Raw genomic sequence first — 20,222 nt, 5'->3', positions numbered from 1 at the left:
GGTGAGCGGGCATTTGTCGACCGTTGAACCGAGTAGGACGGGTACATCGCACTGTGGCCAAGAATCTGATCGTCGAGCTGACCGATGACATCGACGGCTCCGTCATCGCCGACGGCACCGGGGAGTCGATCGAGTTCTCCGTCGACGGCGTCGACTACGCGATCGACCTGAAGGCCAAGAACGCGGAGAAGTTCCGGAAGACGCTCGGCTACTACATCGAACACGCGGCGAAGGTCGGTGGCCGTAAACGCGGTGGGCATACCTCCGCTGTCCGCGCCGCCGCCAAGGCCGCCACGGGGAAATCGGCGAAGCGGGATCCTGAGCAGACGCGGGCGATTCGCGAGTGGGCGAACGGCAACGGGTACGAGGTGAGCGATCGGGGCCGGATCCCGACCGCGGTCGTTGAGGCGTTCGACGCCGCCCACTGACTCGCTCCGCCCCACCGACTTGCTCCGCCCGCGCGTGCCGCACTGCATGGGGCTGGCGCGCTCCTCGGGGGGAGCGCGAGGGGGAGCTCCCCCTCGCCCGGCCGGGGACGGTCGTGACCGGACGCTTCGATTCGCAGCCGTCCGGTCCCTGGCCTCCCCCGGGTCGGGGGTCGGGCGTTCCCCACCCACTGGGGACGATGCGGGTGCCCCGTGGTGTGGGGGCACCCGCACCGGTCACCGGGTCACTTGCCGCCGCTGCTGGTGACGGTGATCTCGGTGTAGGCGTCCTCGGCGGTGTGCTCGCCGGTGACGACCTTCTCGACCGGGCCGGTGGTGTAGCCGTGCTCGGTCAGGAACGCCAGGTACCGGGCGGCTCCTCGGGGGAGGCCGTCGCGGGTCCAGCGGGTCTGCGGGCTGGCCCTCCACCACGACTTGTCCGCTCCGGCCATGCGGGCCTCCAGCGCGGCGAGCACGAGCGCGAGGGTGAGCACCTGGGCGCGGGCGTCGGTGGCCTTGTCGATAAGGTCCGCGATTCCGGTGATGGGGTCGGCACCGGACACCACCTCCCGCAGCACCTCCCCGGCTTTGCCTTCAGTGAGCAGATCGGGCGACGCGGCGAGGGTCGCGGCGACCCATCCGGCGCTGCCCTTCGGCGCGGTCTTGCGCGCCAGGAGCGCCTTGATGTGCTCGCGGCGCAGCGTGGTCTCGGCGAGACCTGCGGCGTTGAGCGCCTTCACCCGACGCCGTTCGGCCCGATCGGCCTCGGCGGCGTCGACGGCGTGGCGTGCCGCGTCGTCGGGGTCCACCCCGGCCGCACCGGCGGCGACGGCGCTTCCGTGGGCCACGGGGGTTGCCTGCGGCACCTGGTAGCCATGCTGCTGCGCGTCGTCGGCGCTGATCCAGTACGACGGCTCCCACACCCACCCCTCCGACACCGTCTTCGGGTGGCGCTTGCCCTCTGCGGGTGCGTCGTCGGGGCCTTCTGCGTCCCAGTCGACGCTGTCCTCCTTCACCTGCTCGCCGGTCTCGACGTCGATCCATGCCTCGACGCGGTCGGCCCACACCGACCACCGCTCGGGGTGCTCGGCCGGGTCGACCGGCTCCCCCTCGGCGGTGCGGATCTCCCCGGCGTAGTACCACCGCTCGTCCCCCGACTCGGGGTCGACGGTCAGCACCGGGTGACCGGGCTCGCCGAACGGCACCAGCGCTGTGGCCCGGTCGCGGGCGTTCTTGCGGTCCTCGGTCAACCGCCGCGCCACGTGCCCGAAGTTGTACGGGCGGTGCTCGGCGGCGTCGAGCAGCTGCGCGACGGCGTTGTCGTCGCCCATCTTCTCGAACGAGGCGATGACCGACGCCTGCTCGAGATCGAGTTGCCCGGCGTCGATCGCCGCCCTCGCGGCGTCGGAGCCGCCGACGCGTCCGGCGACCTTCGCGGCCTTCTGAGTGACCGACAGGGCTTGCGCGACCTCCTTGACGGAGACACCGAGGTCGAGCAACTGGGCGACTCCGGCGGCGCGCTGGCCGTCGGTGAGGCCCGTGCGCTGGTCGTTGGAGACGATCTGCTCCACGATGCGGGTGGTGTCGGCGGCAATTTGGTCGCCGTCCTGGGTGCGGATGAGCACCGGGACGACGGGGGTGTCGGTGGCGATCGCGGCGAGGGTGCGGCGTTGGCCGTCGATGACGGCGAGGGTGCCGTCGTCGCGGCGGACGGTGAGGATGGGGTGCAGGACTCCGTGCTCGCGGATCGAGGCGACGAACTCCGGTGCCGCGTCGAGGTCGACGCTGTCGCGGACGTTGGCGGCGACGTCGAGGGTGGTCGGGTCCACCATCGCGAACTCCGTTCCCAGCACGCCGGGGGCGGCGGTGGTGGTGGGTTCGTTTGTCGCGGTGGGGTTGTCGATGGTTGCGGTCATGATGGCGTCTCTCCCTGATATGGTTTCGGTGAGACACCGGGCAGGTAACAGCTGTCCGGTGTTTTTCTGTTCTGGTGGTGTTGGTCGGGTGGTCGCTCCCCGGGTCGGTGGTCCCCGGCTCCGAACCGTGTCGGTGTTCATGCGGTGCCCTGCGCCGTTCCGGCTGCTCCGGCGGCGTCGATCTGAGCCTCGGTGGCTCCGGCTTCGCGGGCGGTGCACGCCCAGTAGGCGGCGCGTTCGCGGTGCGCGGCTTCGGTGGACGCTTCGGGGTTCGCTGCTGCCGTAACCGCCTTGGCGGTGTAGGCAGTGATCTGGCGCAGTGCGTGGGCGCGGATGGTCAGCACCGCCTCCCCCACTGCGCCCGTGGTGGCGGTCTGGAAACTGCTGGTCATGGCTGCGTGCTCCTCGGTGGGTGTGGGGGTGATCAAAGTGGGCGTTCGACGCCGTGGACGAGGTCGCCTTCGATGAAGGTGAACCCGTCACCTGCGCTGTCGCGCATGGCGAAGTAGTAGTCGGCGCGCATCCAGACGAGCGTGAAATGTCCGGCGTCGGTGAGTGTTCCGAGGAGGTCGCGGTCGGCTCCGTTGGGGAAGAACGCCACCCCGGAGGACGGAGCGAAGTGCCGGTTGAGTGCGGCGATCAGTTCGGTGGTGGTGGTCGCTCCGGCAGCGTCGTCGAGCGCGTTGTCGTAGGTGGTCCAGTAGGTATCGGTGCTGCTCATGGTGGTGGCCCCTGCCAACTCGGGCGGTGCGGACCTGGTGGCCCTCCCCGCGTTCTTTCGCCGTCATCTGGCGTAGCGCAGATCAGGCGGTGCGAGTGACCGATGCCAGCATCCGATCCGAAAAGTTCTCAGCCGGAGGCGTTCTGAGAAGTTTTCGGACCCCGCAGGGGCCGGAGCGCAGCGGAGGTCGGGTGTTGGCGGTGAGGGAGGGAGTGCCGCAGGATCGAAGAGAGCCAGATGTGTCGAAGAACGACGCTTTTTCACAGGACGGAGCGCAGCGGAGTTCCGATCAGGGCACGCCCGCAGGGTGGGCTACGCCCGGCCCGCGGCCGGCCAACGCGCCAGCACCGCCGGCCGCCGAACCGATCGGCCGGCGACACCCGACGTCGGCGCACTGCCGAGCCTGGCCCCGGACACGAGGAAGGCCCGCACCCCCTCGGTGGGGGTACGGGCCTCGTCGGTCCTGTCGGGTCAGCTGTGGGCGTCGGCCTTGGAGATGGGTTTGCCGGCGGCGACGTCGCGGAGCCACTGCGGAACCTCATCTCCGTCGCGTTCGCGCATGGCGATCGACGCGCGAGCGGCGGCGGCGGCGACACGGCTTCGTTCGTCGGGTGTCCAGGCCTTGCGGGGTTCGGTGGTCGTCATCGCGGGTCCTCCTGCTCGTTCTGGCTCTCAGTGTGCTCGGTTTCCGTCGTGCGCGCCAGGTCGCGTGCGGATCGGTCGGCCACGACCTTGAGCACACCTTTCTCAGTGCTGGTGATGAGCGGGGAATCGGTGACGGTGGTGTAGATGTCCCAGCCGAGTTCGGCCTCGTCCGGATCGTCCCCGACAGTGTGGTCGAGGCACCAGGTGATGCGTTGCCACGCTTGGGTGCGTTTGTCGGCGATGGTGCGTTGGCGGACAGTCAGGGCGACCCCGACGACGGCGAGGACGCCGACGATCAGGGTCACCCACGCTTGTGCAGGCATTCGGTGTGTTCCTTCCGGTGGTGGGGCGCTCAGGCGGTAGGACGGGCCCCGTCAGGTCCAGGCGTCGGCGTCGAACTCGGCGTCGGTGTAGCCGTCGCAGTCGTAGGGCTTGCAGCCACAGGGTCGGCACGGTTCGGAGTCGTCGAAGTCCGCCTCACGCCATCTGCTGCTGCGGGCGATGGCGAGGTCCTCGGCAGTGGCCCCGAGCGCTTCGGCGCCCATGAGGTTCGCCTCGGCCGCCGACTCCCACCGGTCCGTCTCGAGCGGGCGGTAGTCCGCGTGGGCCATTGCCTCGAAACGGCGGTGTGCGCCGTACTGCACGGTCACCGTGCGGATCGCCTCGTCCGGCCGGTCTGCGGGGTGATCGGCCCGTTCTGCGTCGGCGATGTCGGCGATGGTGGCTCCGAGGGAGATCGCCCACACGCGCCAGTCGTCGGCCCGGGTGGCCCCATCAGGCGCACCTCGTGCTCGCTGTCGTCGTTCTCGGGTCGACGTGCGCTGCACGTCGGCGATGTAGTCCTCGATGGCCTGCTGTGCGTTCATACCGGTGAACCACTTCTCCCCTAGTCGTTCTTTCGTCGTCATCTGGCGTGGCGCAGAGGAGGCGGTGCGAGCGGCCGGCACCAGCATCCGAGCCGGAAAGTTCTCACCGTAGGGCTTTGAGAAGTTTTCGGACCCCGCAGGGGCCGGAGCGCAAGCGGAGGTCGGGTGTTGGTGGTCGAGGCCGCGAGTGCCGCAGCATCGGAGTAGCCAGATGTATCGAAAGAACAACGCTCTTGACAGGACGGAGCGCAGCGCAGTTGCGATCAGAGGACGCCCGCAAGGTGGCCTACCGCCCCGGCCGACCACGGCCTGGCCTACGACGGAGAACCGCCGACCACTCCCACTCGGTTGCCACCTCCCACCTGTTCGGCTGGGAAGCGATTGTGCGAAAGCGACGGAGCACAACCATGTTTCCGTGGTCCTCGGTAGAGCGTTTGAGAGCTGTGTGTGACCGTCAGCCTCTTTGGGCGGTGACCTGCGGGTATCATGTTTACGATGCCCTTACCGCCCGATGCCGCGCTGTATGAGAGAAGAGTCGAACCGGCTGTGCGGGTGTTGACCGGTTTCACGGAGCGGTTGGTCGAGGAACTCGACGTTGATGCTGGTGGATTCAACTGGTGGTCCGGGTTCAGTGACTGGAAAACGCTCACTCTGTTATCGGACTACCTGATTCAGCTAGTGATGGGCGTTAGAGAGTCAATACTTTCCGCGTCGCTGGCGGCCACAACGCACTCAGAAAAAGTAACCGCCGAGCACTTTGCGTTGAAGACAAAAGGCGAGTCCTACTTCCCACTTGATGCAGTCGGCAGGCAACGGGCTATGACAATCAGAGAGTCAGCTCATTCCTGCTTTTTTCATCTCGGTCAAGCATTAGATCGCGCCGCTGTAGCGATCTACATCGTCGGCGGTATAGTGGTGCGTGACGCGGTGGGGTTGGACTGGACCTCGTTAGAAAAAAACTCCCGGCAGATCTTGAGTTCTTCTGAAAAGAACATGTTCGAGCCGGTTGGGTCACCCGGTCGAGAGGTTCAGGAGGCCCTACTCGCAACGGTCCTCGACTGGGAACCGTTCGGCCCTGAAGACTGGTTACCGTGGATGCGCGACACCCGCAACGGCATGGCCCACCGTGCTGGCGGGACAAGCGTGACCGTGTCGACGTCGGATCGGCAGTTCGCCACCTTGTTTCATCGTCATCCGAAGTGGAGCGAGTTGCAGTCTCTCGCCTTCGGTGGCGGGCAGGGTCGACGCAGCTCCATGCTGGACGCGTACGTGATGTCGTCTTCGCCAGCAGTGCTTAACGGGTTGTGCGATTCTGTAGCGCGCTTCCTCGAACAACTGACCAATGCGATGACGACCTGCTGGGACGAACGCCAGGCAATGCCGACGCTGATCGTTCAACACGGTCGGCAATGGAAAGCCATTGAGCCGGCCGATGGGGGCTCGAAGTTCCCCGGTTACGACACCGTCGAACTGATGAAGCGGTCGAACATGCTCATTCACCCCAGTACGAGCCGACGCTGGCAGGCTGGCCGCGTCATGGATGACCGCCGAGCCGACTGGCAACGGTAGTTCTGCCAGCTCATTCGGCCCGGCCTTTTGTGGGTTGTTCAGCGGGCCGAGAAATGACGGTAGAGGGTGCGTTTGCTGACGCCGAGCACGTCGGCGATGTCACCGACGGTGCTGCCCTGGTTGCGCATTCGGGTGGCTTCGCGTTTCTTGGAAGGTGTGAGAGCTGGTGGTCGGCCGCCGACCTTGCCGCGTTCGCGGGCGGCGGCGAGGCCGGCGTTGGTGCGTTCTCGGAGGAGTTGACGTTCGAAGGCGGCGAGGGCGCCGAAGATGTGGAAGATGAGTTCGCCGTTGGCGGTGCTGGTGTCGATCTGTTCGGTGACGGAGGCGAAGGCCACTCCCCTGGCTTTGAGTCCGTCGACGAGCTCGATCAGATGTGGGAGGTTGCGGCCGAGTCGGTCTAACCGCCACACGCAGAGGGTGTCGCCGGGCAGGAGTGTGGCGAGGAGTTCGTTAAGGGCCGGCCGGGTGGTGGTGGATCCGCTGACGGTGTCGACGAAGAGTCGTTCGCACCCGAACGCTGTCAGAGCGTCGCTCTGCAAGGCGGGAGTCTGTTCGGTGGTCGAGACCCTGGCGTAGCCGTATTTGTGTCCCACAGGGCCGAAGACTGCCACAACTCACCGACACGGCCAGTTCTGACACGATCGGTTTAGCTCACGTTTCTGGCACACCGTCGTGGCTGGTGGGTCCGCAGGCCGATCTCGGCCGCGGACCTGCGACAGAAACGTTCTTTTATGTCAGCTCGAATAGTCACGCGAGGTCTACCCTTGCCCTACTGCCAACCCGGCGGACCTTTCGCGCTCCGCGTCTCATATCTGCGTCTGCGAGCGCTCTGACGTCCGCGACGCGGTCGGTGATGTCGCGGATGCTTATCTAGAAACCTAACATGTAGTGCGGTTTTGACAATGAATCGTTGTGGCAGGATCGTAAAGGCAGCGATCAGTACCGACAGCGAGGAATGCGCCGTGGCGAAGCAGTTGATCACCCAGTTGACCGATGACATCGACGGCACCGCAATCGACGACGGTTCCGGGGAATCGATCGAGTTCTCCGTCAACGGCGTTGCCTACGCCATCGACCTGAAATCGAAGAATGCGACCGAGTTCCACCGCAAGCTCGACTACTACATCAGCCACGCCGAACGCATCGGCGGCCGCAAGCGCCGCACGACGAAGGCGAGTGGCGCGTCCACCACCGGATCCGCTGCCGCGCCGGCGAAGCGGGACCGGGAGCAGACCAAGGCAATCCGCGAGTGGGCGAACAGCAACGGGTACGAGCTCAGCGGCCGTGGCCGCATCCCCGAGCACGTCATCGAGGCGTTCGACAACGCCCACTGAACCGGCGTCTCACCCACCGGGTGCCCATGCAGCATTGCAAGCTGCGCTGTCACCGGTGTGTCGCCCCGACGTTGGGCGTGCGCCTTCGCGCACGGGCGCTCTCCCCGGGGACATCGCCTAACCGACGTACCGGCAGGAATGCCGGTCAGAGCTCGTCGAGCAGCTCGAGGGTGCGGCGCAGCAGTTTCTCGGCGCGGTCCTCCACCTCGTCGAGAACGTCCCCCACGTCGGCGAGGGCGGTGTGCGCCGCCGCCCGGGCCGCGACACCCGCCGCGTACGTGTCGGACAGCACCGCGGCGGGATCGCCGAACAGTGCGGGCGGCTCCGCCGCCGACCTCGACGGTGCGGGCCGTTCGGGTATGCGTCGGTGTCGTGCCGGCGTCCCCGCCAGGTGGCTGGTCACCACCGATGCGATCGCCGCCGGTGCCATCGACACCAGCGGGAGCGGGACCGCGCCCCACCGGTTGATCGGCACCACCACCGGACCCGACCCACCGCGGTAGTCGCTGTTATCGGGGAAGACGCCTGTCCGTAGGTGCTGTTCGAGCACCCGCGTCGACGGGTGCTCCTGCACCACCCGCAGCACCTGCTCCCACCGCCGCCACACCGCCGCGTACTCGATCACCACCCCACCACCGCCGCCGTCGGTGTCGGGATGCAGATGCAGGTGCAGCTGGTGGCGACCACCGATCCGCACACCTTCTCCGGCCACGGTGATGTCCCGCCGGTCGAGGCGGGCGATGTCGACCGCACGCAACCCTGCCCCGTGGAGGGCGAGGATGACGGCGTCGCGGCGCCCGAACATCCCGGTCGGCCACCCCACCACCGGCAACGCACTGATAATCGGTGCGACCCGGCTGCGTAGCACCGTCGCCCGGGCGGTGCGGGCCCGGTCGAGTTGCAGACGGATCGCCGTCACCGTCCCCGGCGCCGGGTGCCCGGCCGCGGTGTGGACGTGATTGACGACCGCCACCAGTCGGCGTCGGGCAGCATCCCCGGCTGGGTTCTCGGCCAAGAACTGCGCCAGCGTCAACGCTGATGCCGGCAGGGCGCTCGCATCGGCGGCGGCGCACCAGTCGGCGAACAGTGCCCACTCGTACCGGTACCCGACCGGCACACCCGCCCCCTCGACCATGACCGTCGACGCTAGCGCCACGCCCCGACACCCTCGACCCACCGTCGGGGCGCATTCACAACGAACCAGGTCGACACCATCGCGTGCAACCGTGATCGCAGCACCACCGAGGAGACGGCGTGGCGAAGTCAGAACATCGACAGTTGCGCCGGATCCGGTCGCGGCCGCCGCCGGCGCGGTGACACCGCCCCCGAGGTGGGCCGGTGGCGCACCGGGGCGGGCGCAGCGGGGTCGACGACCCCGGCGCGGGCTGCGATCATCGCCCGCACCGCGGTGCGGTCCTGTGCCCGCACAGCGGTAGTGAGCGCGCCGGGGGTACCGTACCGGGTCCGCCAGGACGCCGAACCCGGTGTGGGAGCCCCCATCACCGAATCGGTCAACCGATCCAGCATGACATCGAGGCGGTCGTGCAACACCCGCACCGCGTCGTCGACCGCAGCACTGGACACGCCGGGTGTCGTCGAGTCGCGGTTCTGGTCAACGGGTGTCGCCATGACGGTCACCGTACGCCGCTCTCTCGCGAACACAGCGGATCACACTGGGGACGGGACCGGCGGTTCGGATCAGCCTCGTCGGTTCTGTGTCGGCTGGACCGTCGGTCCGCAGACATGGCGACGAGGGGGCGCCTCATCCAAACCCTCGGGGATGCTGTGCGACAGCAGGATCGCGCGCACGGTGTCGATGACGAGCTCGTGCGGCAGGGGCGGTCCGGCGAGGGTGCGAATGCGCATGGACCTCATCGTGCCGCCGGGGTCCGACACGATCGGCAACTGGAGCAGGCCACTCCCTGGCAGACGGCGCGGCGGGGTCCGGGTGAGGGTCAGGAACCGTCGGTCGCGAACCAGGACACCGGCGCCGCGGTGGCGTAGGCGGCCTGGTCGCGGCCGTACGACTTCGCCGCATACAGCGCCCGGTCGGCGGCGGCGGTGATCGTGTCCAGCGCCGCACCGACATCGGATCCGCCGTCCGCACTAGCGACGACGGTGCAGCGTGCCACTCCGATGCTGACGGTCACACCACCCGACTCCCGCAGCACCCGCAGGATCGTGCTCTCCACACCCGCCATGGCCGGAACGAGCCCGAGGACCAGGAACTCCTCCCCACCCAACCGCGCCACCAGGGCGGCCGGTGCGGCCGCGGCGCGCAGGGTCTGCGCGACGCCGACGAGCACCCGGTCACCGACCGTGTGACCGAACTGGTCGTTGACGGACTTGAAGTGATCGATGTCGACCAGACACCCCGTCACCGAGGTCCCGGACGTGCAGGCCGCATCCAACAGGGCCGTCGTCCCCGCGGTCAGACCACGGCGGTTCAGTAACCCCGTCAACGGGTCCGTGACCGCCTGCGCCTCGAGGCGTGTGCTCGCCGCCGCGACAGAGGACCGTAGCGAAGCCATCAGCACCGTCGGCACCAGCACCACGGTGATCGCCGCACCCACCGCCACGAGCCGGACCGCACCGTCGGTACCGTCGACGCACACCACCACAGCCAACACGAGCGCCGCCGCCGTCAACGACGCCGTGATCGCCCGTGAGGGCCCCGACGCGGCGATCGCCGGGACCACCCCGAGCATCGCGCCGACCGCCGTCGTCGCGGCCGGGTCGGCGATGGCGAACGCCGACACCGCCATGCCCACCATCCCCCCGGACCCCAACACCATGAACTGCCGGTCGTTCAGCACGCCCACCCGCACCGTCACCACCACCGCGACCGCGCTGGACACGGTGACCACCGCCAACACCCACAGCCAGTTCGGCCGTACCAGCGACGGCACGAGCAGCGCGATCACCAGAGCCGGGACCGCGCCCGACGCCGCACATATCAACGCCCACGACCGCATGTCGAACCGGCCGGCGACCAGAGCAGCACCACCGACCCCGGTCACATGTCCGACCACGCGCACTCCCTCCCAGTCCGATGTTGCACATGTCATCCCGTCGACCACAAGTCTCAGCGAGAGGTGCGCGACACGCAGACAAGCGTGCGTGAGTGCAGCCGAGATCATTTCGGTGCCGACCACCGCGAGGATCGCTCGTGACCCGTGGGAACTCACCTGTGCACCCGATTCGCCCCGACGTGTCTTGTCGTGTCCGCACTGCATCGGCTCGGGCGCGGCGAACTCGGGTACGGTTCGCACAACGGCTGATCCGGGGGACGGAACGTCCCCAGCTCATCGATGCGCGTGAGCCACACGCATCCTGTCGTCGATCGGGTGTGACATGGTCGGTCACAGCGCGAACCGATGCCCACCCGTCCCGATCCTGGCCCACGCCGATCTGTAGGGCTCGAATAAACTTGCATTACTCTGTGGTGGAATGAATTTCGGTCGATCTCGTCGGCGCCGCCGTCGGGTGGACCGTGTCCCTCGCTGGACACCCGGCGACCACCGTCACGGTGCGTTCCCCCGGCCCGTGATGTCGCCTATCGACACGGGGGACTATTCGATACGGGACGCAGTGGTGTCAGGCGTTCGGGGTGGTCGAGTCGACGATCCGACACGCCTCGGTCAGAGTCGACGTGCCGCGCGCGTACGCGGCGGCGCGCAACCGCGCCGACGCCGACCGCGCGTCGATGTCGTCTCGCGCCATCAGCACCCCGACCGCCACGCTGCGCAGGTCGGACCCTCCGGCCCCGCCCACACCGACCGGATCGAGTCCGAGCACGAGATGCCCGATCAGGGTGGCCGACGGGCCGATCAACCCGGCCGTCTCGGTGTGTCGCCGAGAGGGCGCGACGGTTCGATACAGCACCAGCACTCCCACCGAGGACCCACCGGGGGCCATCGGGGCCACGTCCACCGAATGCACACCCATCGCCTCGAGGTCGGACGTCAGGAGCGGCCACCGACGGCAGTGTGAGGGATCGCCGACCGCAACGATCGACACCGGCGCGTCCGGGTCGCCGGACTCGAGGTGCCAACCGTGGATGTAGAACAGATCGGCGACGCGGTCGGCGACCGCGTCGGTGACGTACACGACCCGATGGGCCTGCTCCGCACCGGCGATCGCGCCCACGATCACCGCGCCCCCGGCGGCGCCGACCACGCCAGCGCAGACACTCACCCACTCCGCCACCATCGACCGGTCGTCGTGCTCACCGCCGCCCTCGGCCGCCTGATCGGACACCGAACCCCGTTCCTTTGCCGTCCGCGTGACACGGCCGAACTCGCGAGAATGTTCCTCCGGGCCGATGCCTGACGCTGGCGGTTTCAACGACGGGCACCGGTCGGGGTGCAGCGGGGCACCGCTCTGTCTGTGCCACCACCACCCGGCCGCCAAACCTGCCGAGCACCCTCGATCCCCATGAGGCGACCCGGAGGAACACGCGCGGGACCCGGTACGCTGAGTGACCGATTCCGCGGGTGGAGCCCACGCTCCGGGATCGGTTCTTCCGATGCCGGGCCGTCTGGCCCCGTACCCCACGAGGACACCACCACCTTGATCACCGACGATCACGGCGGCGACACGGGCGCGCCGCACCCGGACCGACTGATCACCCGCATCGCCGACATGGCCCGCGCACTACGCGGAGTGGACGAGAGCGGAACACGGTCGTTCTCCGCCGTCGCCGCCGCCGCCGCCGCTCAGACCGTCGCCCTCGTGCCCGGGGTCGACCACGCCTCGGTCATCGTCGTCCCGGTCGAGCACCGCGGCACCAGCGAGGGCGACCTGCGCCACGCCACCGACACCGTCGCGGCGGACCTGGCCCGCGTCCAGCTCGAGCTCGGACTGCACCCGATACCGCGAACGGTCCGCGACGTCACCGTCACCGACCTCACCGACCCCGCCCACGGCGCCCTCACCGACACCGCCGCCCGCGCCGGTGTCACGGCGATGATGACGCTGCCCCTCTTCGTCGGGGAACGATCGGTCGGTGTGCTCACCGCCTACGCCGACACCGCCGACACCTTCGACGACGACGCCGCGGCCACCGGCGCCGCCATCGCCACCCACGTCGCCCTCGCCGCGCTCGCGCTCGGGGAGGACACCTCGATGCGCACCGCCCTGGCCAGCCGCGACCTCATCGGCCAAGCCAAAGGAATACTCATGGAACGCTACGACGTCGACGCCGCAGCAGCGTTCGAGCTCCTCGCCCGCATCTCCCAGGAAGACAACCGCCGACTCGTCACCGTCGCCGCCGACGTCGTCGGAACCCGCACCACCGATCAGACGAGGTGATGGTGCCCGGACACGCCCGACGGGGCATACGGATCGAACTGCGGGACCCACCACAGTAGGTCGACGGTCATCGGTGTGACGGCAGGACGCGCCTCATCAACGACCGTGCCGCCGACACGACCAGTCGATGCGACCGACTATCTGTCGTTGTGGCAGGCGGCCGCACACGAGATGATGCTGCGCCTCGGACTCGACGAGTCGATCCCCGTGACGGTCACGTCCGAGCCCGCCGACTTCATCGCCGACGGCACTCCCGAGGCCGCTTATGACTACGCCTTGGCCGTCACCCCTCTCCCGGGCTGCGGGTACATCCCGGAAACCTTTCCGTACCGGGACGCGGGCGGGGATGTCACCATCGAGGCGTACGTGGTGGGTGAACGGGCTGCGGGCCGCGACTTTCGCAGCAGGGTCCGATCAGGTTTGGACGCAGCGAAGCCTGTGCGCACAACTTCCCTGGCCATCACGGCTAGCGGCGTGTCGCTGCGAGACTCGTCCGGCGGCCCACCACAACGTCCTGATGTTCGGTTGGGTTGGTTCGAGGTCGTGACAAAGCAGACGGTGTCGCTCGCCTAGAGGTGTGAACTTTTCCAGTGTGAACATGAATGCGGTCACGGAAGTAGCTGTAGGTGGACTGCTCCCACCGATGGTCGAAGGTAACACCGGATCCGGACGGGTCTGGAATGGAGGGCTTGGTCGGGCGTGCCTGGAGCCAGCCGTCGAGGTCCTTCGCGAGGTGCAGGAGGGTCGTAGGGACGTCGCTGTAGTAGCCGGGGTCGAGCATCGTGCGCAGTTCGGTGACCTGCTCGCCGAGCAGTGTCGTCAGGAGAATGGACCGCGTGCCGGTGAAGGAGTTCTTGTGGTCGCGCAGGTACTTCATCAGTCGGATGACTTTGCGGAGGTTGCCCTTCGCAAGCGCGTCCTTGCTCTTCATCCAGTCCGTAAACCCCTGGGGGTCGGTCGACTCCCAGTCGTTGTCGTCGCGGTTGACGATGACTTCGCGACCATCGGCGAGGTTGAGGTGCGGCACGATGTCGAGGTGCATGGAGTTCGCGTAGACGAGTCGGACGCAACGGCACTTGCGTGAGTGCGGCATGTTGCGGTAGGTGCTGTGGCGGTGCAGAGCCGCGTAGACCTCCTCGATGTACTTCTTGGGGTCGTCGGACCAGTCCGTGTTCTCGCTCATGTCGAGCATGAAGTCCGCGTCGAACTCGTTGCTGCCCAGCGGGTTGATGATGGTCTTGTGCGCCCAGGAGCCCTGGGGTGTCTTGCCGAGGACCAGGTGCCCGATCTGCTTGTCTGCCTTCAACGCTTTCTAGACCGTATCCACGCGAGCCTCAAGCGAGTCGAGCTTCACCTGGCCGAGGTTGACGGGGCTGCGGCGTCGCGGATCCCGGGGCGGTAACGGACAACCCGGCATCAACGGCTGACAACAGCGGGCTCGCGCGACCCAGGGACGTCCCAGCATCCCCGAGGTCGTGCGAAACCGACTGCGACAGAATGTGATCGACCCAATGTCTACACCGGGGCGTGACCACACCACCACGTTCGAGACGCCACCCAGTCGAGGACGAGGTGACGGCATCGATCAACGAAACTGCCCGGCGCCGCGCGCGCACGCCCGCCAACGTAGCCTCAGGGCCTGAAGCACTTGCCCGATTCGCGGATTCGAACTCAAAGTGGTGAGGAAGACTGCGCAGCAATTTGAGCAGTCGATATCAGCGACGGCGCCAGCACCACAGACGCAGAAGGAACGGCGGCTTCCCAAACGTGGCACCTTCCACCGGGTCGCCGGCCGCTTACGTCATTGGCGGACAGATCGAAGCGGCGCACGATACGTCTCTTTGAGAAGCACCAACGCGACCATGGCGACAACAGCCTCTACTCCGAAGAAGATGACGTAAGCCCATGTGTTTCCGCCAAACGCAGCAGCCAAGCTTGAAGCTATGAGGGGCGATAGCCCAGCTCCGAGCAGTGTGCCGAATTGTTTGGCAATAGAAAAACCCGAGAAACGGACATTGGTTGAATAATTTTCGGCGATCAAAGCACCCTCGACACCGTACATGAGTGCCTGCGCCACACCAATCGCAACCACCATGCCAAGACCAACCAAGTAAATGTTACCCGACGGCAGAAGGTATCGGAAATAAACCGTGACCACCACCATGGCGAGTGGAATCGCGACGTAGTAATTGCGCTTACGGCCGATGGAATCGGACAAGCGCCCGCTCAACGGGATGGTCACTAGTGCGACTAGACTGGCGATCATTGTCGCAACGGTCAGGCCCGTGACAGACAGCTCGTAATTTCGCGGACCGATTGAAAGCGCATAGGTCGCCACGAGATGGTACAAGGTTGATGCAATCATTGCCAACGCAATGCCGGCCAGAGTCGGCCTCCAGGCCGTCTTCAAAACCTCGACTGCTGGGACCTTGACCTCGGTCCTCTTTCGTTCGAATGCGGGGGATTCGGTGATGTTGCGTCGAATGTACGCGCCGATCGCCACCAAGACAATACTTCCGAGGAACGGGACACGCCATCCCCAAGCGAGTAGATCCTCTCGGGGCAGCAAGCTGATCAGAGCAACCGATCCCACGGCCAAAACAACTCCGACATTGGCTGTGGCCATCACCATTGACCCGTACAATCCGCGTCGGTTATCCGGGGCGGTTTCAAGCGTCAGCAACGTTCCTGCACCGGTCTCACCTCCGACACCAATTCCCTGACAGAATCGAAGCGCCACAAGCAGGATAGGCGCCCAGATGCCAATCGAATCATAGGTGGGCAGCAAACCAATGCCAACGGTCGAAACACCCATCAAAACCAGGGTGACCATAAAAATCTTCTTGCGGCCTATTTTGTCTCCGAAATGCCCGAAAACAAGACCCCCGAGGGGGCGGGCACCGTACCCGACGGCCAGCGTGGAAAAAACTATAATGGTGCCGACCACCGGGTCAAAATCCGGAAAAAACAACTCATTGAAGACAATCGGGGCCAGAAACCCGTAGAGCAGAAAGTCGTACCATTCGATGGTTGTCCCCATTGCACTGGACACCAGCGTTCTACGGCGATTTGCAGTAACTGAAGTTGCCACAGGATTTTCTCCGGTGCGCTTGACGCCGTCTGTACGAGTATTGTTCATGATGTCCTTGACGTAGGTCGGCAAAGCCGAATCAAAGGGGAGACCGCGCTGTCCACCGTCCCGATCAGCGAGGAGGATGATGTAACCGGCTGTGTTGTGTTTTCTCTACAGCGAACTATGACGGACTCGGCGCCAAAGGTGGCCTCACCCCGACGGACACCGTCGCCCTCGGCCTCGACTGCCACATGCGCTGAATCCGTGTTCGCGACATCGTCGGCGTGTCCGCCGTGACCAGCGGACGGCCAACCCTCACGCCCTGCCACCAGCACTCGATTCTGTAGCTGAGCGTGAAAGACTGCTCCGGCTTCATTCGAGTCGGTCCGTCACTTCGAGGTGCGCGCTTCGGCGACACATGCGGAACGGTCCTGCTCATGAGAGGAGTGCTTTCAGAAAGCACATCGACCGACAACGATCTTCCGGTCGGTCGAGATTCCGCTTTCTTGCGATGCATTTTGCTGCATCCGTCCACCTCACGGGCAATACGAAGAGCTGGGATTGTCACTGTTGTACCACCGGCGGCGTGACGCTTGGGGGCATCTGCTCAGGCCGAATTGAGCACTGTGCTTGGAAAGGAACCAACCCCGGTACGGTACTTGTCATTCTGTATACGCTGCCAATGCGTTCAGACGGGTTCAATGATCCCGTCGTGATGTATACCTCGTCCATCCGAGAACCACCGAAGCACACATTGGTCACGATAGATTCCGGCACGTCAATGGAATGCTGGTGGTGACCAGCACTATCTACTACTGCAACCCGGCCGGCGAAAGCATTGGCGATCCACACCGAACCGTCAGATGCCACCGCCAGACCATCCGGTATACCCTCGGGCATCTCGGTGAACAACCGCGGGTGGCCCACCTGTCCGAGGTCCGTGTCGTAATCGTAAGCAAACACGGAACGTTTTGCAGAATCGGCGTAGTAGAGCACCTGATTGTCGGGTGAAAACGCCAGACCATTCGTGTGCAGAACCTTAGGCGCCTCAATGATGCAACGGGCCGACCCATCCAGCTCTATAAGCCACAAGCTTCCGTGTTCTGACAAGTGTTTCGATTCCGTGGGACGCGAACCTAGCATCCCCGCCAGCAATCGACCGGCCGGATCTGCGCACATGTCGCTGAAACCGACCAACCCACTCGTGGCGTAGTCGTTGTCCAGCAACACTACCGTCGACCCAGGTTCTTGAGCCTTGAGAGCGACGTTTCGTCCGGAAACAATGAGCCCACCGGAACTATGACGAACCATGCCCCCGATGCCACGACGGTGCGCAACTACGCAAGTGGTGCCCTCTTCGTTCAGTGCGTACACACCGCCGTTCTGTGCGTCGGCGAACAGAATTCCGATTTCTGAATCCCATACCGGTCCCTCAAGCAGACCAAACCCGCCCGCAATCTTATCCAATGTAGTCACCGTCGATTCACCTCGACCCCTTCCTTCACTCGATCCCACAGCGAGTCCAGGTTGTTCTGGGCGTGGCTTCTGAGCCAATGTTTTTGAAGTTTCCCGCTCGCAGTTCGAGGCATCTCGTCGCGCAACTCGACAAACCGCGGCACCATGAAATAGGACATGCGTCCTTCACACCACGAGACAAGCGCGGCCGGCTCCAAATCCCGCCCTGGTTTGATGATGAGTGACGCACCCACCTCCTGATCTCCACTGATATCGACCGCGTACACGCACGCTTCTGCAATTGATTCGTGGTCCATCAATACCTGTTCGACCTCGAACGCCGAGATATTCTCGCCGCGACGTCGAATCGCATCTTTTTTGCGGTCTTTGAAATAGAGGAACCCATCTACGTCTACGACTCCGAGGTCTCCACTGTGAAACCATTGATTGCGGACGCTATTAAGCGTTTCCGATGGCATTTTATAATATCCCGAGGCGGTGTGCCACGGGTTTCGCGACCGCATCACGATCTCGCCCAGTTGGCCCGCCGGCAGCTCGAAGTCGTCGTCGTCGACAACCTTGACTTCGAAATTCGCCGACACCTTACCGCATGAACCGTATTTCTCGGGTGGATCGTTTACGGAGGAAAAATTGGAGACACCGTAATCCGTGAGACCAAAACATGAAACAAGTTCGACTCCCCACCGTTGTTCCATTTGGCGTCCCCGGTCGGGTATTGGCGCGGCCAGAATTTGCCGAAGCGAGTTGTCCGTTTCAAAATCTGATGGTTCCAGATTCCACAGGATGTCGCCCATCGAACCCAACAGATTGGTGAGCGTCGCTTCGTACATCTTGACATCCCGCCAGAAGTTTGACGCAGAAAATCGTGCCGCTACTGCCACTGTGGCACCCACGAGCATGCCTGCATAAGTGGCTGCGTGAAGTCCGTTACTGTGGAACAGAGGCATAGAAACGTACATGATGTCGGTCGACTGGTAGCCGTACGAATCGGCAAATCCGCCGGCCCAAGTAAGGGCGTATGCATGTGTGTAGACCACTGCTTTGGGGGGGCCAGTCGTACCTGACGTGAACATCAAGAATGCGCAATCCTTGAACTCGACCGTACATGCGGGCGGGTCCATATTGTCGGTGATCAGATCGTTGATCTCAATCACCGTGATGCCACTCGGTAAGTCATCGCTCGCGTCAAGCCTCCCCACGGTCACGATTCGTTGGAGAGCTGGTGTGAGGTGAATGATAGCTGTGACGTGCGGTAAGAGGCTCGCGTCAACGATCAGCGTGGTTGCGTCCGAATGAGTTAGATTGTACGCGAGCCCTTTTCCTCGCACCGATGTGTTCAATGGCACGGACACTGACCCAATTTTGCCGAGGGCAAATATAGATAACAGTATTTCGGGGCAATTGCCCAACATGATGGCCGTATGATCGCCGTGTTCGATACCGAGATTGATCAGGCCATGAGCAATCTTGTTGGTCTCCCGATCGACTTCTGCGTAGCTGTAGCGGCAATCGTCGAAAATCAGGAATGGTTTGCAACCGAAAGATGCGGCTTGAGACTCAAGAACGTGTCCGATTGTCAGGTCCTTGGTTGCGAACTGCATGACACCTCATTCAGTGGTACGCGTGGGATCCAATGCTTACGCCTAGCGCCTCAACTGTGACCCAACGAACAACTGAAGTCAACAAGATCCCTGGCCGAGTTCGCGAACAGCCAGGTCATGGCGGTCTCGGCACATGTACACATGGCGAGATTCCGGACATCTAGTGGACTGACCGGTGAGGTTTTGATCCGGGGGCACATGCGGCCGAGCGGGCAGTGGCAGTCACCTGCCGAGGCGGTCGCAGCTTCCGTGATCCCGCATTCGCGAGCGGGCAGTGCGGGCACTGGGTATGAATGTTCGCATCTTTATCTCAAAGTGGAAATTGGTCTTTCGGTCGATGCCGAGGCAGGAGGCAATTTGGCGGAAATCGAGACGGGTGGTCTCCATATTTCGATAAACGAATTGCCCTCAGGGAACTCTTGCCGACAACAGCAGAATCCTGACGCTGATGCGTAGCCTTTGCATTCGTGCCCATCGAAGTAAATCCCAATGCGTCAGAAAGCTGACCGCAGCGTTCATCCGCTTGAATTGGACACGCGGGAGTTGTTGCTCGCGGCGTCTGGCACATACGGCGAATGAATCCGAGTGGATGTCGCTTCGTCGACGCTGGCGGGAAGGGGGCTTCGGCGCCGCCGAAAATAGTCTCAGGACGCACATGACATTCTTACCGCGCTGGCGCAGTCGTGCCTCGCATGCCTTTGACGTCATTTTGGCAACTACCCGTCATGCGACAATTCTCAACAAGATGTTCGTTGTTTCGCGAGTCAGAGGGTCACGATGACACATTGCAGCCATCGCATGGCGGGTCGTCGACTCGCCTCTGCGTATAGAGACCTAAATGAGTTCGGTCGTCGCGTGGAGCGTACTTGCCCGGCCGGGCCTCGATGCTTTCCCGCCCTGTCAGCGGAGGCGGCCGAGAATCGAGGGTGCCGAGCAGTTACCGCGGTGCCATCCGGAGTGCGCCGTCCATGCGGATGGTCTCGCCGTTGAGGTAGTCGTGCTCGACGATCATCTGTGCGAGCTGCGCGTACTCGGTGGGCTGAGCGAGTCGGGACGGGAACGGGACGCCTGCCTCGAGGCCGGCGCGGTACTCCGGGGTGACGCCGGCGAGCATCGGGGTGTCGACGATGCCGGGGGCGATGGTGTTGACGCGGATGCCCACCTGGGCGAGGTCGCGCGCCGCGGGGACGGTCATGCCGTGCACGCCGCCCTTGGAGGCGGAGTAGGCGATCTGACCGATCTGGCCTTCGAACGCGGCCACCGACGCGGTGTTGATGATGACG

The 20,222-nt window shown here is 64.8% G+C and carries 21 protein-coding genes; 4 read left to right on the top strand and 17 right to left on the bottom strand.

Going from position 1 to position 20,222, the window contains the following annotated elements; translation table 11 throughout:
- Positions 1-53: 53 nt before the first annotated feature.
- On the top strand, positions 54-428 hold the full coding sequence (locus BR07_RS0121580) for a histone-like nucleoid-structuring protein Lsr2 (protein WP_027507177.1): 375 nt from the start codon (positions 54-56) through the stop codon (positions 426-428).
- Positions 429-670: 242 nt separating this feature from the next.
- On the opposite strand, the gene BR07_RS25950 is transcribed toward BR07_RS0121580, so the two are convergent.
- The 6 genes from BR07_RS25950 to BR07_RS0121550 form a co-directional block, all read right to left on the bottom strand.
- A complete protein-coding gene (locus tag BR07_RS25950; protein WP_051613693.1) occupies positions 671-2,341 on the bottom strand; it encodes a ParB/RepB/Spo0J family partition protein in 1,671 nt (556 codons plus the stop codon).
- A gap of 137 nt (positions 2,342-2,478) precedes the next feature.
- Positions 2,479-2,733, bottom strand: a complete 255-nt coding sequence (locus BR07_RS0121570; protein ID WP_155957154.1) for a hypothetical protein — start codon at positions 2,731-2,733, stop codon at positions 2,479-2,481.
- Positions 2,734-2,765: 32 nt separating this feature from the next.
- Positions 2,766-3,062, bottom strand: coding sequence for a hypothetical protein (locus BR07_RS0121565; protein ID WP_037187298.1), 297 nt, complete (start codon positions 3,060-3,062; stop codon positions 2,766-2,768).
- 471 nt (positions 3,063-3,533) lie between these two features.
- The gene (locus tag BR07_RS27165; RefSeq protein ID WP_155957153.1) at positions 3,534-3,707 is read right to left on the bottom strand and encodes a hypothetical protein; all 174 of its coding nucleotides are present in this window, start codon (positions 3,705-3,707) and stop codon (positions 3,534-3,536) included.
- Positions 3,704-4,030, bottom strand: coding sequence for a hypothetical protein (locus tag BR07_RS0121555; RefSeq protein WP_027507174.1), 327 nt, complete (start codon positions 4,028-4,030; stop codon positions 3,704-3,706). The genes BR07_RS27165 and BR07_RS0121555 overlap by 4 nt, the downstream gene beginning before the upstream one ends.
- Positions 4,031-4,081: 51 nt before the next feature.
- The gene (locus BR07_RS0121550) at positions 4,082-4,573 is read right to left on the bottom strand and encodes a hypothetical protein (RefSeq protein WP_027507173.1); all 492 of its coding nucleotides are present in this window, start codon (positions 4,571-4,573) and stop codon (positions 4,082-4,084) included.
- Positions 4,574-5,068: 495 nt separating this feature from the next.
- Here BR07_RS0121550 and BR07_RS0121545 point away from each other — a divergent pair, with 495 nt between their 5' ends.
- A complete protein-coding gene (locus tag BR07_RS0121545; protein WP_155957152.1) occupies positions 5,069-6,142 on the top strand; it encodes a hypothetical protein in 1,074 nt (357 codons plus the stop codon).
- 38 nt (positions 6,143-6,180) lie between these two features.
- Here the strand turns inward: BR07_RS0121545 and BR07_RS0121540 are convergent, their stop codons facing one another.
- Positions 6,181-6,735 carry a recombinase family protein gene (locus BR07_RS0121540; RefSeq protein WP_081821485.1) on the bottom strand — a complete coding sequence of 185 codons (555 nt, stop codon included), beginning with the start codon at positions 6,733-6,735 and terminating at the stop codon, positions 6,181-6,183.
- Between the two features lie 369 nt (positions 6,736-7,104).
- Here BR07_RS0121540 and BR07_RS0121535 point away from each other — a divergent pair, with 369 nt between their 5' ends.
- Positions 7,105-7,476, top strand: coding sequence for a histone-like nucleoid-structuring protein Lsr2 (locus BR07_RS0121535; protein WP_027507170.1), 372 nt, complete (start codon positions 7,105-7,107; stop codon positions 7,474-7,476).
- Positions 7,477-7,621: 145 nt separating this feature from the next.
- Here BR07_RS0121535 and BR07_RS0121530 read toward each other — a convergent pair whose 3' ends face one another.
- From BR07_RS0121530 to BR07_RS0121510, 5 genes are all read right to left on the bottom strand, one after another.
- Positions 7,622-8,611, bottom strand: a complete 990-nt coding sequence (locus BR07_RS0121530; protein ID WP_027507169.1) for a hypothetical protein — start codon at positions 8,609-8,611, stop codon at positions 7,622-7,624.
- A 128-nt stretch (positions 8,612-8,739) separates the two neighbouring features.
- Positions 8,740-9,105, bottom strand: coding sequence for a hypothetical protein (locus tag BR07_RS26435; protein ID WP_155957151.1), 366 nt, complete (start codon positions 9,103-9,105; stop codon positions 8,740-8,742).
- Between the two features lie 69 nt (positions 9,106-9,174).
- Positions 9,175-9,342: a hypothetical protein gene (locus BR07_RS0121520; protein ID WP_155957150.1), complete on the bottom strand. Its 168-nt coding sequence runs from the start codon at positions 9,340-9,342 to the stop codon at positions 9,175-9,177.
- A gap of 89 nt (positions 9,343-9,431) precedes the next feature.
- Positions 9,432-10,508: a GGDEF domain-containing protein gene (locus BR07_RS25940; protein ID WP_155957149.1), complete on the bottom strand. Its 1,077-nt coding sequence runs from the start codon at positions 10,506-10,508 to the stop codon at positions 9,432-9,434.
- Between the two features lie 565 nt (positions 10,509-11,073).
- On the bottom strand, positions 11,074-11,736 hold the full coding sequence (locus tag BR07_RS0121510) for a hypothetical protein (protein WP_027507167.1): 663 nt from the start codon (positions 11,734-11,736) through the stop codon (positions 11,074-11,076).
- A gap of 312 nt (positions 11,737-12,048) precedes the next feature.
- Here BR07_RS0121510 and BR07_RS26430 point away from each other — a divergent pair, with 312 nt between their 5' ends.
- Positions 12,049-12,789: an ANTAR domain-containing protein gene (locus BR07_RS26430; protein WP_051613690.1), complete on the top strand. Its 741-nt coding sequence runs from the start codon at positions 12,049-12,051 to the stop codon at positions 12,787-12,789.
- Between the two features lie 466 nt (positions 12,790-13,255).
- Here the strand turns inward: BR07_RS26430 and BR07_RS25930 are convergent, their stop codons facing one another.
- The 5 genes from BR07_RS25930 to BR07_RS0121475 form a co-directional block, all read right to left on the bottom strand.
- Entirely contained in the window at positions 13,256-14,095 is an 840-nt protein-coding gene (locus tag BR07_RS25930; RefSeq protein WP_231476476.1) for an SMODS domain-containing nucleotidyltransferase, read from the bottom strand.
- Positions 14,096-14,590: 495 nt separating this feature from the next.
- Positions 14,591-15,952, bottom strand: a complete 1,362-nt coding sequence (locus BR07_RS0121490) for an MFS transporter (protein ID WP_081821476.1) — start codon at positions 15,950-15,952, stop codon at positions 14,591-14,593.
- Positions 15,953-16,426: 474 nt separating this feature from the next.
- Positions 16,427-17,338 carry an SMP-30/gluconolactonase/LRE family protein gene (locus BR07_RS26820; protein WP_197027866.1) on the bottom strand — a complete coding sequence of 304 codons (912 nt, stop codon included), beginning with the start codon at positions 17,336-17,338 and terminating at the stop codon, positions 16,427-16,429.
- Complete coding sequence (locus tag BR07_RS26815) at positions 17,335-18,939, bottom strand: AMP-binding protein (protein WP_081821475.1); 1,605 nt, start codon at positions 18,937-18,939, stop codon at positions 17,335-17,337. The genes BR07_RS26820 and BR07_RS26815 overlap by 4 nt, the downstream gene beginning before the upstream one ends.
- Before the next feature lie 937 nt (positions 18,940-19,876).
- On the bottom strand, positions 19,877-20,222 hold a 346-nt coding region (locus BR07_RS0121475; protein ID WP_027507164.1), incomplete at its 5' end, for an SDR family NAD(P)-dependent oxidoreductase.

It is taken from the genome of Rhodococcus sp. UNC23MFCrub1.1, from assembly GCF_000686025.1.
GTDB lineage: Bacteria > Actinomycetota > Actinomycetes > Mycobacteriales > Mycobacteriaceae > Rhodococcoides.
The sequence above is the reverse complement of the archived record's forward strand: the minus strand, read 5'-3'. Positions and strand labels throughout refer to the sequence as shown.

Coding starts and splice junctions, on each gene's coding strand:
- BR07_RS25950 (WP_051613693.1), bottom strand. CDS start 2,341: ATGACCGCAACCATCGACAACCCCACCGCGACAAACGAACCCACCACC.
- BR07_RS0121570 (WP_155957154.1), bottom strand. CDS start 2,733: ATGACCAGCAGTTTCCAGACCGCCACCACGGGCGCAGTGGGGGAGGCG.
- BR07_RS0121565 (WP_037187298.1), bottom strand. CDS start 3,062: ATGAGCAGCACCGATACCTACTGGACCACCTACGACAACGCGCTCGAC.
- BR07_RS27165 (WP_155957153.1), bottom strand. CDS start 3,707: ATGACGACCACCGAACCCCGCAAGGCCTGGACACCCGACGAACGAAGC.
- BR07_RS0121555 (WP_027507174.1), bottom strand. CDS start 4,030: ATGCCTGCACAAGCGTGGGTGACCCTGATCGTCGGCGTCCTCGCCGTC.
- BR07_RS0121550 (WP_027507173.1), bottom strand. CDS start 4,573: ATGAACGCACAGCAGGCCATCGAGGACTACATCGCCGACGTGCAGCGC.
- BR07_RS0121545 (WP_155957152.1), top strand. CDS start 5,069: ATGCCCTTACCGCCCGATGCCGCGCTGTATGAGAGAAGAGTCGAACCG.
- BR07_RS0121530 (WP_027507169.1), bottom strand. CDS start 8,611: ATGGTCGAGGGGGCGGGTGTGCCGGTCGGGTACCGGTACGAGTGGGCA.
- BR07_RS26435 (WP_155957151.1), bottom strand. CDS start 9,105: ATGGCGACACCCGTTGACCAGAACCGCGACTCGACGACACCCGGCGTG.
- BR07_RS0121520 (WP_155957150.1), bottom strand. CDS start 9,342: ATGCGCATTCGCACCCTCGCCGGACCGCCCCTGCCGCACGAGCTCGTC.
- BR07_RS26815 (WP_081821475.1), bottom strand. CDS start 18,939: ATGCAGTTCGCAACCAAGGACCTGACAATCGGACACGTTCTTGAGTCT.